17 protein-coding genes are annotated in these 14,091 nt (G+C 67.4%); 4 read left to right on the forward strand and 13 right to left on the reverse strand.

The window, feature by feature from the left end; genetic code table 11:
* The 7 genes from ACFV6X_RS15085 to ACFV6X_RS15115 all read right to left on the reverse strand — a co-directional run bounded on the left by ACFV6X_RS15085 (window position 1) and on the right by ACFV6X_RS15115 (window position 5,597).
* Window positions 1–456, reverse strand: coding sequence for a TadE family protein (locus ACFV6X_RS15085; protein ID WP_385382851.1), 456 nt, complete (start codon window positions 454–456; stop codon window positions 1–3).
* Window positions 457–489: 33 nt separating this feature from the next.
* Window positions 490–741 (reverse strand): hypothetical protein, encoded by a 252-nt coding sequence (locus ACFV6X_RS15090; protein WP_129799371.1) that lies wholly within the window; start codon window positions 739–741, stop codon window positions 490–492.
* A 61-nt stretch (window positions 742–802) separates the two neighbouring features.
* A complete protein-coding gene (locus tag ACFV6X_RS15095) occupies window positions 803–1,726 on the reverse strand; it encodes a type II secretion system F family protein (RefSeq protein ID WP_385382854.1) in 924 nt (307 codons plus the stop codon).
* On the reverse strand, window positions 1,723–2,679 hold the full coding sequence (locus ACFV6X_RS15100) for a type II secretion system F family protein (RefSeq protein ID WP_385383075.1): 957 nt from the start codon (window positions 2,677–2,679) through the stop codon (window positions 1,723–1,725). Before ACFV6X_RS15100 ends, ACFV6X_RS15095 begins: the two co-directional genes overlap by 4 nt.
* A gap of 46 nt (window positions 2,680–2,725) precedes the next feature.
* A complete protein-coding gene (locus ACFV6X_RS15105; RefSeq protein WP_385382857.1) occupies window positions 2,726–4,033 on the reverse strand; it encodes a CpaF family protein in 1,308 nt (435 codons plus the stop codon).
* Window positions 4,030–4,866 carry a hypothetical protein gene (locus tag ACFV6X_RS15110; RefSeq protein ID WP_385382860.1) on the reverse strand — a complete coding sequence of 279 codons (837 nt, stop codon included), beginning with the start codon at window positions 4,864–4,866 and terminating at the stop codon, window positions 4,030–4,032. Before ACFV6X_RS15110 ends, ACFV6X_RS15105 begins: the two co-directional genes overlap by 4 nt.
* 17 nt (window positions 4,867–4,883) lie before the next feature.
* Window positions 4,884–5,597, reverse strand: coding sequence for a hypothetical protein (locus ACFV6X_RS15115; RefSeq protein ID WP_385382863.1), 714 nt, complete (start codon window positions 5,595–5,597; stop codon window positions 4,884–4,886).
* Between the two features lie 637 nt (window positions 5,598–6,234).
* Here ACFV6X_RS15115 and ACFV6X_RS15120 point away from each other — a divergent pair.
* The 4 genes from ACFV6X_RS15120 (at window position 6,235) to ACFV6X_RS15135 (ending at window position 9,392) form a co-directional block, all read left to right on the forward strand.
* The gene (locus tag ACFV6X_RS15120; protein WP_385382866.1) at window positions 6,235–6,945 is read left to right on the forward strand and encodes a hypothetical protein; all 711 of its coding nucleotides are present in this window, start codon (window positions 6,235–6,237) and stop codon (window positions 6,943–6,945) included.
* A gap of 146 nt (window positions 6,946–7,091) precedes the next feature.
* Window positions 7,092–7,763: a hypothetical protein gene (locus ACFV6X_RS15125; RefSeq protein WP_385382868.1), complete on the forward strand. Its 672-nt coding sequence runs from the start codon at window positions 7,092–7,094 to the stop codon at window positions 7,761–7,763.
* Window positions 7,760–8,839: a hypothetical protein gene (locus tag ACFV6X_RS15130; protein ID WP_385382870.1), complete on the forward strand. Its 1,080-nt coding sequence runs from the start codon at window positions 7,760–7,762 to the stop codon at window positions 8,837–8,839. The genes ACFV6X_RS15125 and ACFV6X_RS15130 overlap by 4 nt, the downstream gene beginning before the upstream one ends.
* A gap of 409 nt (window positions 8,840–9,248) precedes the next feature.
* Entirely contained in the window at window positions 9,249–9,392 is a 144-nt protein-coding gene (locus tag ACFV6X_RS15135) for a hypothetical protein (RefSeq protein WP_385382871.1), read from the forward strand.
* A gap of 800 nt (window positions 9,393–10,192) precedes the next feature.
* Here ACFV6X_RS15135 and ACFV6X_RS15140 read toward each other — a convergent pair.
* The 6 genes from ACFV6X_RS15140 to ACFV6X_RS15165 form a co-directional block, all read right to left on the reverse strand.
* Window positions 10,193–10,741 carry a hypothetical protein gene (locus tag ACFV6X_RS15140; RefSeq protein ID WP_385382874.1) on the reverse strand — a complete coding sequence of 183 codons (549 nt, stop codon included), beginning with the start codon at window positions 10,739–10,741 and terminating at the stop codon, window positions 10,193–10,195.
* The gene (locus ACFV6X_RS15145) at window positions 10,738–11,442 is read right to left on the reverse strand and encodes a hypothetical protein (protein ID WP_385382876.1); all 705 of its coding nucleotides are present in this window, start codon (window positions 11,440–11,442) and stop codon (window positions 10,738–10,740) included. Before ACFV6X_RS15145 ends, ACFV6X_RS15140 begins: the two co-directional genes overlap by 4 nt.
* Window positions 11,439–12,008, reverse strand: coding sequence for a hypothetical protein (locus ACFV6X_RS15150; protein WP_385382878.1), 570 nt, complete (start codon window positions 12,006–12,008; stop codon window positions 11,439–11,441). Before ACFV6X_RS15150 ends, ACFV6X_RS15145 begins: the two co-directional genes overlap by 4 nt.
* Before the next feature lie 28 nt (window positions 12,009–12,036).
* On the reverse strand, window positions 12,037–13,326 hold the full coding sequence (locus ACFV6X_RS15155) for a putative T7SS-secreted protein (RefSeq protein WP_385382880.1): 1,290 nt from the start codon (window positions 13,324–13,326) through the stop codon (window positions 12,037–12,039).
* On the reverse strand, window positions 13,327–13,638 hold the full coding sequence (locus tag ACFV6X_RS15160; protein ID WP_385382883.1) for a hypothetical protein: 312 nt from the start codon (window positions 13,636–13,638) through the stop codon (window positions 13,327–13,329).
* Between the two features lie 75 nt (window positions 13,639–13,713).
* Window positions 13,714–14,022 (reverse strand): WXG100 family type VII secretion target, encoded by a 309-nt coding sequence (locus tag ACFV6X_RS15165; protein WP_385382886.1) that lies wholly within the window; start codon window positions 14,020–14,022, stop codon window positions 13,714–13,716.
* Window positions 14,023–14,091 lie beyond the last annotated feature (69 nt).

Here is a 14,091-nt window from a genome sequence, read left to right on the forward strand (position 1 = left end):
TCAGTTCTCCCCCTCCGCGACGAACCTTTCCACCGGCCCCACCGACTGCGCGTGCACCGTCAGGTCCAGTCCGGGAAAGACCGTCGGCACCCGGGCCGTGATCTCCACGCCCACCGTGTCCGCCTCCGGCTGGAGCATCACCACGTCGGGCGACAGGACAAGCTGAGGACCGAGTTGGTCGATGTAGCTGTCCACGACGTCCCGCGCCTCGCCCCGCCAGCCGCCCGGGTGTTCGTCCGCCGTGGCCCGCGCCTCGCGGGCACCGGCCTGCGCCGCCGCCTGGGCGACGTGATCGGCGAAGAAGTACAGCGCGAACTGGACCGTAGCGAAGATCATGAAGAACAGGATCGGGGTGAGCAGCACGAACTCGATCGCGGTCATGCCGGAGTCGCCACGAGCGGCGGACGCCTCACGTGCGGCCCCGATCCTTCGGCGCACCCATCTGCCCACACCCACGAGAACCCCGCCAACCCCCTTTGTACGTCCGGCTCAGCAGGTCTTGCCCGCGTCCGCGCCCTTGATGCAGTCGCCGACCTTGTTGGCACCCTCACTCAGCGCGGCGTTGATGATCGCGGCCACCACGCCGACGATCGCCACCACGACCGCGGAGATGATGACCCACTCGACCGCGGACGCGCCCCGGTCCAGCTCGCCGGAGCGGGCGCGCTCCACACGGGCCCGCAGGAAGGTGACCAGGAAGTCCATCGCCGGGATCCCGGTCGAGAAGTTCCGTCCGTTCATGGTGAGTTGTCCTCTCGCAATACGAAGTACTGGCTTGTGTCCGGGCTTCGGACCACCGACGTCAGACCTGGAACACGCGCATCGCCGCCGGGAAGATCAGGAACACCAGGAAGCCGGCGCACAGCAACAGCTGGGCCACGAGCATCGACTGCGACTTCTCCCCCGCGCTGCCTTCGATGTCGGCCAGTTCCCGGTGGCGCATCGTCTCCGCCCGGGAGGCGAGCGATTCACGGACCTTGGCGCCGTCGTCGGCCACCAGAGCCAAGGAGGCCGACAGGTCCTTGAGCTCTTCGACCCCGATCTCCTCGCCGAGCTGGCCGAGTGCCTGCCACTGGCTGATGCCGGTGATCCGGGCGTCGGCGAGCGCGTTGCGGATCCGCTGGGTCGCCCAGCCGTCGGACACCTCCGCCGCCGCCATCAGAGCCTCGGGGAGACCGCGGCCGCCCGCCAGGCTCATCGACACCAGGTCGAGGTAGGCACCGATCACCCGCCGCAGGTCCCGGCGCTTCTCCGCCGCGTCCCGCCGTACCTCCAGGTCGGGGAGGAAGAAGAAGATGATCGCGCAGAGCAGCGCCAGCCACACCGGGACGATCGGGCTGCTGCCGAAGCCCAGCGTCCAGACCACCGCGAACAGGAACGGGCCGAAGAACAGCCCGGCAGCGGCCAGCAGTGCCTTGGTCGCCAGGAACTTCTCCCAGCTGCGGTCGAGCACCGCCAGGTCCGCGCGCAGCGAGCGCTGTTCCCAGCCCTGCTGCTGGTAGAACTCGGCGACCCGGGCCCCGACCTCGGCCCGCAGCGAGCCGAGGCGACCGCCCGATTCCTGCGCCGTCCGGGCCGACTCGTACGCCGTCCCGCGCGCACGCAGCGCGTCGATCCGCGCCACCTGCGCGACCGCGCTCCGCTTGTTCGGCATCAGCGCGCGGACGAGGACGTAGACGCCCAGTCCGATGACCGCGCCGGCCACGATCGGCATCGTGAGGTTCACCGTCGCACCGCCTCGTCCGAGGGGAGGGTCTGGGCCTGGGCACCGGACCGCGCCGGCGTCCGGGGGCCTACGAACCGCACCGACGTCTCCTCCCGCACGAGGAAGCGCTCGGGTGTCTCGATCGTCGACAGCTTGCGCAGCCACCAGAAGCCCAGTGCGAACAGCCCGCAGACACAGGCGAGCACAAGCTGCCCGACCGGGGTGCCGTACGGCTCGACGAACTCGCGATTGAAGATGGACAGGCCGAGCACGAAGGCGCTGGAGACGCCGACGACGATCTGCACCGAGCGGCGGGTGGAGGCCCGCTGGGCCATCACGCGCTGCCGCATGTCCACCTCTTCGCGAGCGGACTTGGCGAGGGCGCCGAGAACCTGGCGCAGACCGGGGCCGCGCAGCCGGGCGTTCAGGATCAGAGCGGCGACGATGATGTCCGCCGAGGCGTCGTCGATCTCGTCGGCCAGCATCTGGAGCGCGTCCGGCAGCGGGGTACGAGCGCGCAGCCGGTCCACCAGAGCGTCCAGATGGGGGCGCAGGACCGGGGCGGCGGCCCGCGCGGAGGCCGGAATCGCCTGTTCCAGGCCGACGGCGCCCGCGATCGTGTCGCGCAGCGACTCCGTCCAGGAGGCGAGGGCCTCGACCCGCCGCATGGCGGCCCGCTCCTCCGCGGCACCACCGAAGAGGCGGTCCCAGAAGAAGACCAGGACACCGGCGGCGATCCCCGCGACCGCCCAGCGGGTCAGCAGCAGTACGGCAAGGGCGACCAGGGCGGCGAGGGAGCCGCGCCGCCCGGCGAACCGGATCAACTCGTTCGCACGCTCGCTCGCCCGCTGCTTCTCGTGCTCGGGCTTCGCGGGCAGTCCGCGTACGGCGACGACGAACAGCACAAGGCCACCGCCGACGGTGACCCCGCTCGCGATCGAGTAGAGGATGGTCGTGGAGAACAAGCCGCCCATGGAGCCGAGTTGGCCGAGCGCGGCAAGATAGCTCGTGGTCATCGCCTCACCCCCACGTTCCCGTGGGCCGGTAGCCCTGCGCGATCAGGTCCTCCACGCAGGCGATGGGCGCGTGTGGCACGACCCGCCCGTCGGGCGTCTCCTTGAACACCTCGCTGGACAGCACCCGGCCGTCGACGCCGTTGACCTCGCGGATGGAAGTGACCATGCGCTGGAGGCGCCCCCCGGTCTGGAAGTCGTTGCGACGCTGGATGAACACGACGAAGTTCACCGCACCCGCTATCAGCATCTGACTGGCTTCGATGGGCAGCCGCTCGGAAGCCTGCAACGCGTACGTGGAAATACGGTTGAAGACCTCGCTGGAGCTGTTGGCATGGATCGTGGACAGCGAACCGTCGTTGCCCTGCGACATCGCGTTGAGCATCGTGACGATCTCGTCGCCGAGCACCTCACCGACGATGACCCGGGAAGGGTTCATACGCAGGGAACGACGGACGAGTTCAGCCATCGAGATGGCTCCCTGCCCCTCCGAGTTGGGCAGCCGCTCCTCGAACGCCACGACGTTGGGGTGGAGTTCGGGAAAGGTGTCGAGACCCAGCTCCAGGGCTCGCTCCACCGTGATCAGCCGCTCGTGCGGTGGGATCTCGTTCGCCAGAGCACGCAGCAGGGTCGTCTTACCGGCGTTCGTCGCACCCGCGATCATGATGTTCTTACGGGCGCGGACCGCGCAGGCGACGAAGTGCCCGACCTCGGCTGTCAGGGTGCCGTTGCCGACCAGGTCGGAGATGAACACCTTGCCCATACGGGCGCGACGGATGGACAGCGCGGGGCGCCGTGCCACGTCCATGACTGCCGACAGGCGCGAACCGTCCGGCAGCCTGAGGTCGAGCTGCGGATTGGCGGAGTCGAAGGGCCGGGAGGACAGACCGCTGTACGCGCCGAGGACCTGGATCAGCTCGATGAGCTCTTCGTCCGTCTCGGCGACCGGATCACCCCTGACCTCGCGGCCGTCGGCGTACCCGACGAAGACCTGGTCGCAACCGTTGATGTCGATGTTCTCGACCTGCTGGTCGTCGAGGAGCGGCTGCAGCCGCCCGACGCCGAACAGGGCGGCGTGCACGGCGGCCGCGTACTGTTCCTCCGTCTCGGCGTCCAGGGGTGTCCGACCCGCGTGGATCTCGCTGCGGGCGTACTCCTCGAGGATCTGGGCTATGACCGCGCGGGCGTAGTGCCGCTCGTCCTCGCCGGACATCGGCGAGACACCGCCCACCTGGTCGAGTCGGCGCTGCTCGGCGATACGGTCACCGGCGTCCTGCCGGAACCGCTTGACCAACTGGTGGTCGACAGCGGTCATCGGCCGGCTCCCTGCGGGGCCCCGCCCGGCACCGACCAGGCGGCGCCGTACTGCTGGTACAGATCCGCGGTGACCTTCCGGGCCGAGCGGATGAGCAGCGACTTGTCGAGGCGTCCGCGCTTGCGCCCGGCCAACTGGCCGGCACCGGCCGGGTCGTCGGCGATGGTGCCGACGACGCGGGCTCCGGTCTGCGCGTGCACGAGCATGTCGTTGACCTGGCCGGCCAGCTTGCCGGCATTGTTCGGGTCGGCGATCAGCACGACTCCGATCAGTGGTGTGGCGAGGGTCGCCACCCCGCGCGGACCGCCGTGCAGTCTGGCGGACAGGGCTGCGGCGCGGTCCCGGACGCGGGCGATCGCCTCCGGTTCGGTACGGGAGACGAGCAGCACGAGTGCCGCGTGCGGGAAGAGCTCGACAGCCGGGGTGTCCCCGCTGATCCGGCCGCAGTCGGCGATGACGTCGGCGGGGGCGTGCGGGGAGTCGGCGAGGGCGGCGAAGGCCCGACCGAGGGTGGGCCACAGTCCGGCGAGCCCGGCGGCATGCTCTGCGATGCCGAGCCCTACGAGGACTTCGAGTCCGCCGTTCAGCGGCTGGACGTGGTCCCAGAGCTGGTCCGGGACGAGGCCCCTTCGGGCCGTCGCGGCGATGGACAGCATGCCGGCGTTGGGGTTCAGCGGGCCGCCGTGCGCTGCGGCAGAACGGTAGACCAGGTCGCCGCCCGCCGGGTCGGTCTCGGCGAGCAGCACACGGCGGGGCCAGACCGCCGCGAGGGCGACGGCCGTGGTGGTGACGCCGGGGGAACCCTTGTCGGCGGCGAGAACGATGAGCGCCATGGGTGTGCGTTCGCCTTCTAGTTGCCGGAGACGTGCACGATGGCGACGGCGCCGGCTGCTGCGGCCCGGGCCACAGCGGCGGCGTCGGCCTGGTCCACGAGCAGCGTCAAGGAGAGGTTTCCGGTGCTCACGGTGGCGTCGCTGCTCTCGGCCTTGGTGTTGACCTTGGCGTTGTCGACGAGAAGCCCGCCGGACGACGTGGAGGCGGAAGACGAGTCGCTCTCGGCGGAGTCCGTGTTGCTCTCCACGTTGTACACGGCCACGGTGTCACCGGGCTTGATGTCGGACGGGTAGGTGCCCTCCTTGAGGGCCAGGCCCACCGAGGCCTTGCCGGCAGGCAGGCTCTCGCCCTCGGCGAACATCTGCCCCATCACGACGGTGTCCTGGTAGATCGTGGACTTCGCCTTGAGCTTCTTGAGACCGTCCAGCTGTTCCCACCGGACGTAGTTGATGCTGTCGTCGGCGGCGACCATCACCGAGGTGACGTCGTTGCCGGTGATGGACTCACCGGCCTGGATCTCCTTCGTCACCTGGACGACCTCGATCCGGTCCCCGGCCTGGAGCACCAGCATCGTCACGCCGAGCGCGCCGACAAGAATGAGCAGCACCGCGAGTGCGGCCAGCGCGGGTTTGCGCTCGCGAGGAGGTGTGGGAAGCCGGTCACCGACCGACGGTTGAGCGGGAACGGCGGAACGCCCCGCGCCCGCCCCCGTACGCTCCTGGATCTTCACGCAACCGCTCCCCGTACAGCCAAGAAAGAAAGTCCGTCAAATCCCATGCAACTAAGGACACTTCGCCGCTGACTACCGCCGCAGCGGACGCGCCGGGACGAACTGGCCAGCGCGAGGGAGAGTGTCAAGCCATCGCACCGTATCAGCCGCACATAAGCCCCTCAAGGCACGCCCCGCCTCTCCCGACCGTCACGAACACACCTTGATATCACGCCGACTTGAGATGAATCGTCCCTGTTGCCGCAGCCTCCGAGCCGCCTCAGGTCGGGAGCGGACAGCGCGCGTCGCCACCAGACGGCCACCAGCCCTGCACGACTCGCTCACGCGGGGGCATGGGCTGCGTGCCATGATCTTCGGTCGCTGCAGGAAGTCGAGGGGGAACTGATCGTGACCGAATCCGGAAAGCTCGTGCACCTCCTGGCCGTCGACGGCACCGCGCACCCGGAGTCGGCCGGCTGCCGCGAGGTGCTCGGCGGGGGCCGGCACCGTGGCCTACCACGGACGCAGGCACCGGCGCGGCCGTTCGCGGACCGAGGGGTGACGCGATGTGCACGGCGGCGTCGCACGAACGCGGCGGCTACGGCCCTCGATCCTCGCCCTCATCGCGCTCGACCGACAGACCACTGAGGAAGCACCCATGCGACGCACCGCACTGACCACCGCCGCGCTCTCCGCAGCCGTACTGCTGACCGCGTGCTCAGCCGACGAGGGTCCCGGCACGTCCGCCGCCCCCAAGGCGTCGGCCACCCGGGCGAAGCCAATCTCCCCCACCGAGCGCCTGGCGCAGCTGGTGATCACCAAAGGGGACATCTCCGGCAAGGCAGTTGCCGACGTCGGCGACGACTTCGTCTTCGCCGAGTCGCCGGACGATGTCACCGTCGACAAGCCGGCCTGCGCCCCCTTGGCGTACGCGATGAACCAACTCCCTCTCGGCGACCCGACGGCCGACCTCACGCGCTACGTCTCTGACGGCATCAAGGGCGCGGCCACGTACATCACGCTGACGACCTATGCCGACGGCGCGGCGGAGCGGACGATGGCCGAGCTGTCGAAGGCGATCGACGCCTGCGGCGACGGCTTCACGGCCAAGGCCGAGGACAGCGCCAGCGCGTACGACTCGGTGACTTCGGAGGAGCCCGTCGCGCCCGCCGGCGACGAGACGATCGCCTTCAGGTCCACGATGACCTTCAGCGGGGCATCGCACACCCTCCACACCCAGGCCGTGCGTCGCGCTGACGTCATCGCCGTCTACTTCTCGGTCAACGGCCTCGCCATCGCCAACGCCCAGCCGAGTGACGGAAAGCTGTCTACGGAGGTGGTGAAGGCGCAGAACCGCCAGTTGGGGTGAGTCGCCTTCACCCTGCCACGTGAACAACCGGCCTGCGTCCCATGGCTGGACCGCGTGCCCGCCCGAAGTTCGCTCTGGCGAAACCGGGAACCCCCCGGATACCGTCAGTGCTCTTGACTGAACATCTGTCTCACGGGGAGCCCACTGTGAAGCGCCGCACATCGCCCGTTGCCGCCGCGCTGGCGACTGCCGCAGCCCTGCTGCTGACGGCCTGTGGCAGCGAGGACGACAAGTCCAGCGACAACGACAAGATCGCCGGAGCCGACCAGGGAGCGGAAACGCCGAAGGAGTCGACGGAACCGCCGGCGGCACCGGCGGAGGACAAGCCGGACGGCGTGGATGTGTCCCTGCCCAAGGACATGAACCTGGTCTTCGACTGGACCAAGCCGGCCGACAAGAACGAAGCGGCCGCGATGGACGACGCCGCGAATTTCTTCCGCGCCATCTACCGAGGCGTTGACAAGCGCACGACCAAGGACGCGGCCGTGACCTCCTACGCCACAGGAGACGGCCTGCGCTACGCGGAGACGCAGATCGATGCCTGGATCGACGGCGGTTGGACCGCCACCGGCACACTGCGCCACTACGACGCCACCACACGGTCCGCCACGAACGGCACGTCTGTGGAGGTGGCGTTCTGCGCGGACTCGGGCGAGTTCTTCGGCAAGGAAATCAAGACCAAGAAGATCCTTAAGACCAATCCCAGTATCGAGGACTTCGACTACTACAAGATCGTCATGGTCAAGTTCCCCACCGGCACGGACCTGTGGCAGGCGTCTAAGGTGTTCGTCGAGACGAAGGCGGCGAAGTGCAAGTGAAGGGATCACGTTACCTTCTCCTCGGCACCACCGCGCTGACGTTGACCCTCAGCGCTCTCGTACTCACGGAATCCGCCTACGCGGCAAAGCCAGTGGGCTCCGACCAGGGGGCCAACACAGAGGAGACCGGCGGCGGCGACGAAACCGGCATCTACGCCGCCGCACGCATCCAGTACTCCGGATCCGTCACCAAGGACGGCAGCCGCGGGAACGTCAGTTCCTCCGACGTCAACTGGACCCCGCCTCCCTGCTGGTACGCCCCTTATCTCGGCGCCAAGGACTTCAAGGAGAAGATGTCCAAGGACATCGAGGGCCAGATGAACGCCCCCGGGATGGGCGGTCACGCGGGCGCGGCGCTCGGCGAATTGCAGCGCCACTACGAGGACGAGTACGGCTGGACCAACACTCCCGGCTACAAGGACTACAACGTCGACAAGGACGGCGACGGGATGTTCTGGGCCGCTGTCGAAAATCCCAACGAGCCCGACATTCTGAAGCGGAGCTCGTGCAACGACCTGCCCTTCTGGGTCGACAACGGCGCGGCCCCGCCGCCTCAGTACGAAGAGGCCATCACCCCCGAGATACTCGCGGCCCTCGCCTACCAGCACATGCAGCTTCCCGACACCGAGGTCACCCTCGCCCCGGAAACCACCACCAAGGTGAACCTCCCGACCTGGGCGTGGCTCGACAAGGCCGTCTTCGACGAGGTCCAGGCCACGGCGGCCATCAACGCCCCCGGCTTCAACATTCAGGCCACGACCACTGCCAGGCCTGTTGCTCTCAAGCTGCAGCCAGGCACAGAGGACGCTGCGACCTACCCGGCCTCCGGCGAGTGCGCCATCAACGCCGACGGCTCCATCGGCGAGCCCTACGCCAAGGGGAAGGCCGACGAGACACCGCCGTGCGGCCTCAAATACCTGCGCTCTTCCGGCGACGGCACCTTCAAGCTCCGAGCCACCGTCACCTGGGAGATCGCCTGGACCGGCACCGGCGGCGCCGGCGGTGACCTCCCGGACGGCACGTTCGGCAACGACCAAGCCGTCACCGTCCAAGAAATCCAGGCCATCAACCACTGACGCGCTGGACCTCCGAGGGGGCCGGGACGACCGAGCTACCGCGCCACCCGCGGCTCCTAGCCCTCCCCTGTAGCCGCAAGCACCCTGCCCTCAAAAGGCTTCGGTCTGCCCAAACTTAGAACCACCTGCATACCGTCGGATCAACTGACTGAACTTCTGTCTCACGGGAAGCCCACTGTGAAGGGCACCCTGCCCACCGCCACACTCGCCGCAGTTACAGCCGCTGCAGTGCTACTGACGGCCTGTGGCAGCGAGGACGACAAGTCCAGCGACAACCCCGCAGGAGTCGACACAAGCACCCGCAGCACCGGGCGGAGGACAAACCGGACGGTGTGGACGTGTCCCTCCCCGAGGACATGATCTCGGTCTCCAACTGGAACAAGCCGCCGACAAGAACGAGCCAGCGGCGATGGACGACGCCGCGAACTACCTCCGCGCCATCTACCGAGGCGTCGACCAGCGCACGACCAACGCCGCCGCCGTGACTACCTACGCCACGGGCGGAGGGCTGCGCTACGCAGAGGTGCAGGTCAATGAATGGATCAGACGGTAGCTCCGTGGAAGTGGCGTTCTGCTCAGACTCGGGCAAGTTCTTCGGCAACCGGACAGCAACTCACCTCTGCTCTCGTCGACCTCTTCGTTGCTGTGATGACGACCTTCCGCTGGAGCTACTCCTGATCTTCTTCCAAACCGAGCTCGACCCCACCGAGTGGTTTCCCAGCCCTCGCGGTGCAGCCCGGGGCGGGGATCGCGAAGCTGGCCTGCGTACAGTCCTTCAAGCCAATGAGGCAAACCCCCTCCGACCGTCGGAGGTCGTGGAGTTCGCGTCGAGCCGACTCGGGCGAGGACTGCGCTGTCTTCGGTACTTCGGAACTGAAGGGGAAATCGGCGTATCGTCAATACGGCTGGTGGTCTGATGAGCACCAGATCTATGCGTCACTACGCACCGTATCTGCGGAACTCGGATGACTGGTTACAAACTCTGACATCTTCGACGGATCCGCGCGCAGCATTTGGCCCAATTTTGCGCCTGCGTGATGTGCTTGAACCGTCGACTCGCCAACCCGCTGCCCTACCCTGCTTGTGCCGCGTCGTACGCATGCGCGCACACTCTCGGCCATTTCAGTCACCTCCGAGCGCAGTCGCGCAAGTCGCCCCGAACACCAAGACCGAGGTCGCCGAGACCACGATCGAGCGCTTCTAGGCAGTGGCTCGGCCGCCACACTACGGAGCGCGTCGCGGCCGGGCAGGCGGTCTAGCACGGACTCGCAGGCTGCGACAGCTTGGGTGAGACCAACTGCGGAGCAGGCCGCGAGAGATTCGTGCGGCCTGCCCTCCGGAGGAACTGCCGGCTCACACCCAGCGCACTGAGTGAGCCATGGCCTCGCACAGCTCGCCCATGGGGCCGTGCGTACCGCTCAGGGGGGCGGAAAAGGCCAGGTGCAGGTAGCCCGCACCACCGGGCATGTGGACGTGAAAGTCCATGTTCGCGGCAGCGCGGACGCGAACGGTCCTTCCGGCAGGCAGGTCCATGACGTCCACCTCCGTTTCCGAGCCGGCACGGCGGGCGAGAGCTTCGGCGAACTCCTCGACTGCCGGCGCAAGGCCGTGCGCCACAGGAGGCCAGGAGATCAGAAGAGAGGCCGGCAGGACCGACCCCTCAGTGGGCTCCGTGCGGAGATAGAACTCAAGGGCGCCTCGCCTGAGTCCGTTCTCAGCGGTGTTGCGGAGCCTGACCCAGACACTGCGAGCGACTTGCGCGGGGGTGCCACTGCCTGCGATTTCCTTGTCCACGAACGTTTTCAGCTGACCACGCCAGCGCTCGTGCATCAGGTCGATGCGGAACCAGTCGCGAGGGACGAGCAGCCGGTAGTCCGAGGGCGACGTACCGATGTCGGTCACGCTCTGGCCTCCGTGGTCACCAGTGGCGTGCCGTCCGCGCGGAACAGCCGGATGCTGCTGACGATGTTGCCGAACATGGTGGAAAAGACGTCCCAGCCGTCCATCGTCGGTGTCCCCATCTCCATGATCACCGTCGTGCCGTTAGGGAGCGGGACGTAGACACGTATGAAGGAGGTGGGGAATTGAAGGGCCTCGCCCGTCTCCGTGAGGTCACCGGTGAGATTGGAGTCCCGGGTGCCGATGCACGACACGGCCGGCCCACACGGCAGATCGATCCGGGAGATCTCGCCGGCCTTGACCCGGCGCAGGCCCGCCGCGATCGCCTTGACAGCTGTCGGGACTGCTTCGGACTCGGTGTCCGGACTGTCCACCAGGCTGACGAAGACCGTGGCGGTACAGGGAGCACCGTCGATCGCGGTCAGGCAGATTCCGGCGAACTCGGCCCCGGCGGACAACAGATCGTCGATGCCCAGCGCGCACATGACCGCGAACTTCGTCTTCTCGTCCTCCGGCGCACCAGGAAGGACCCTGTCCGCGAGTTCCCCCAGCAGCTGTACCGCCCTGTCGTCGTTGTCCTCGTGAATGGGGATGTCGTGGAAGATCTCCGGCATCACCCAGCGGACGTGGATGTCGTCGGCGCGAAGGGCGCTGGGTGCGAGGTGGGTAGGGATGAACTCCGACAGTGCGAACTCGGTCGTCACGGAGTCTGGTCCTCCGGTATGGGGCGGTCGGGTGCCTCGAGGAAGAATTTCCGGGACGTGGCGTACATACCGTAATAGGGGTAGAGGCGCGGAATTTCAGCGCCGCCGTCGCGGGCGATGCCGACGATCTTTCGGTAGAGGCGGGCCCGGCAGCGCGTGTTCCGCAGGGTCTTGTCGCGCAAGTCGCGGAGTCTCCACAGCAGGATCAGCCCGGCAAGGACGAGGAGCAGCAGTGCGTCCAGGACAATAAAGCCGATCTGGAACTCCCGGGACTTCTGGGAAGCGACGAGATCCCAGAAGGGCCAGGCGCCGAAGCCGAGGATGAAGACGGGAAGTACCAGGAGGCAGCCCTGAGCGCCGGCCTTCGAGGTCTCCTCACGCCGCTGGAACAGCAGCCAGTGCACTGCCCGGTCGTCGAGGAAGTCGAAGCGGACCTCGCGCCCGTATCGTTCCGCCGCCTCCTTGGCGGCGGGGACGGCGGCGATCGTAGAGGACGGGACCATGGTGTGGACGGTCCCCTGATCATCAACGAACTTCCCGAAATCCAGGGCGTGGTAGTCACCCATCAGCTGGCTCTCTTTCTGTCTTGCCGTCTCATCCTGCGGGCGCCAACGCGCCCTGGAACGACGCCGACGACGGGCTCGGCCCGGGCGTCGGCGAAGGGGTGCGAGTTCCGTCCGAAGGGGTGGGTGTCGGGGCCGGGGTGGGCCGTGGCCTGGCATCACCCGGCGGTGGGCTCACCTGGTTCGGCTCGCCGTCCGGATGGATGTAGTTCTTCAGCCTGATCAAGCTGTGCACGTAAGCGTTGCCCAGGGCGGCTCCCTTGATGTACCGGGTGACGAGTTCGGGGTCGAATCCGCCCGCGGGAAGCTTCACCTTGGTGATGCCTTTGCTGGTCAGGTACTTCGAGGCGAGGGCGACACCTTTGTTGAAGTTCTTCACGGCGAAGCCGTTGGTGAAGCCGGCCCACACCGCCTGCCTGGCGACCAGCAGACGGGAACCCTTGGCCGCCGCGGACAACCCCTTCAACGCGCCCAACCCGGGGATGATACCGAGGACGTCGAACGTGATCTTCAGCCAGTCGAACTTGCCGCCCCGGGCGAAGACGTCGTACAGACGGCCGGTTAGTGCGGTGGCGCTCAACGCGGACGCCAAGCCCACGAGCAGCACCGCTGCCAGACCGCCTGTCAGGACAACGGCGGCCACCAGCGCAAGCACCGCTACGACCGTGGCGGCCGTTGAAATCCAGTCCGCGTTGTCCGCGATCCAGTTCATGATTCCGCCGGGATCTCGGACGCCGTCGTGATGAATCACGGTCTTGATCTTCTTGGCCGCGCGGTCCGCCGCATCGTCTCGGATCTCCTTGGCCCGCTCGATCTTGGTGCGCGCCTTCGCCATGAGGAGTGCGGCGTCGTCCCTCTTCCTGCCCTGCTTCGTACGCTCGGTGTGGTCGTCCTTGGACGGGACCGTCCCCTCGAACGGCTCCAGTGCCTTTAGCGCGGCCTTGTGGTCGACCTCGGCGGCGCGAAACTCCTCCAGGCCCTTGTCCGCCAGTTTCTGCGCACGTTGCAGTTCGCTGGCGTATTCCGCGGACTCACCGTCGCCCTCAACGACCCTGGTGCCGAGAGCGATCGCCGCCTCGTCATACCGGTCGTATGCCTTCTTCAGGCGTCCCGCAGTGTCGTCGGCAATTTCGTGGAAGGCGCGGCCCGCGTCGCTGTCCCAGCCATCGACCGATGCCAGCGCGCGGATGTTGCGCGCCTGCCTGTCGATCTCGTCGGCCATGCCGCGCAGCTTCTTGCCGAGTCGTGCCACCTCGTACGGGTCACCGGGCACCGGGTCGGAGTCGTACAACGGTGACCAGTCCTTGGGACGGGCTGTCACTTACTTCTCCTTCTTCCCGTTCTTCTTGGCGTCCCGGAGCGCGGTCGCGAGCTCGTGGTCGATGTCCTCGTACGCCTTGGCTGCGTTGGCGGTGTACTTGGCGAGGTTCTCAATGTCCTCCATGAGCTTCTTGCGGTTCTTCTTCCACGTCTGGGAGAAGTCGTCGAAGATGTCACGGAGTTTCCCGCTGCCGAGGGCATCGCCGTACTCGTCAGCGGGGTTGCCGTTGTCCTTGAACTCCCGGTGCATCCGATAGAGCGAGTCCGAACAGTCCTTGATCAGGTCGAGGTCGTACCGAGTTTTGTCTGCCACCCGTTCAGACTTCCTTCTTCAGGGTCGTCGGCAAGCGGGCGGTGGGATGCCCAAGGCACCCCACCGCTCACCGCGTCAGCTGCTCTTCGCGCTGTTCGCCAGCTGCACGTCCAGCTGCTCGTACGCCTCCCGGGCCTTCTTCAGGAACTCGGACATGCCCTCGAGCCCCTCCATGGCCTTCTTGGCGCCCTTGGTGAAGTCCTTGAAGGACTCCTCGAAGGCGGCGGAGCCCTTCTGGGTGGTGTAGCCGTTCTCGACGAGCGCGCGGATGCGGTCGTCGATGGTGTCGAGTTCGCCGTGGAGCCGGTGCATGTCCTTCAGAAGCTTTCCGGCTTCCTTGTCCATCTCGGAATATGTGATGTCTGCGTCTTTGCCCTTGGCCATGACGGCTCCCTCCCGTTGTGGGGTGCCGCGGAGGCCTGCCCCCCGTGGCACCGGTCCCGCGGCGCTTCG

Origin of the sequence: Streptomyces sp. NPDC059861, from assembly GCF_042731435.1 — a bacterium.
Lineage (GTDB): Bacteria > Actinomycetota > Actinomycetes > Streptomycetales > Streptomycetaceae > Streptomyces.

Excerpts from the sequence above, each read along its gene's own strand:
- ACFV6X_RS15090 (WP_129799371.1), bottom strand. The coding sequence starts at position 741 with ATGAACGGACGGAACTTCTCGACCGGGATCCCGGCGATGGACTTCCTG.
- ACFV6X_RS15100 (WP_385383075.1), bottom strand. The coding sequence starts at position 2,679 with ATGGGCGGCTTGTTCTCCACGACCATCCTCTACTCGATCGCGAGCGGG.
- ACFV6X_RS15105 (WP_385382857.1), bottom strand. The coding sequence starts at position 4,033 with ATGACCGCTGTCGACCACCAGTTGGTCAAGCGGTTCCGGCAGGACGCC.
- ACFV6X_RS15110 (WP_385382860.1), bottom strand. The coding sequence starts at position 4,866 with ATGGCGCTCATCGTTCTCGCCGCCGACAAGGGTTCCCCCGGCGTCACC.
- ACFV6X_RS15120 (WP_385382866.1), top strand. The coding sequence starts at position 6,235 with ATGCGACGCACCGCACTGACCACCGCCGCGCTCTCCGCAGCCGTACTG.
- ACFV6X_RS15135 (WP_385382871.1), top strand. The coding sequence starts at position 9,249 with ATGGACGACGCCGCGAACTACCTCCGCGCCATCTACCGAGGCGTCGAC.
- ACFV6X_RS15150 (WP_385382878.1), bottom strand. The coding sequence starts at position 12,008 with ATGGGTGACTACCACGCCCTGGATTTCGGGAAGTTCGTTGATGATCAG.
- ACFV6X_RS15165 (WP_385382886.1), bottom strand. The coding sequence starts at position 14,022 with ATGGCCAAGGGCAAAGACGCAGACATCACATATTCCGAGATGGACAAG.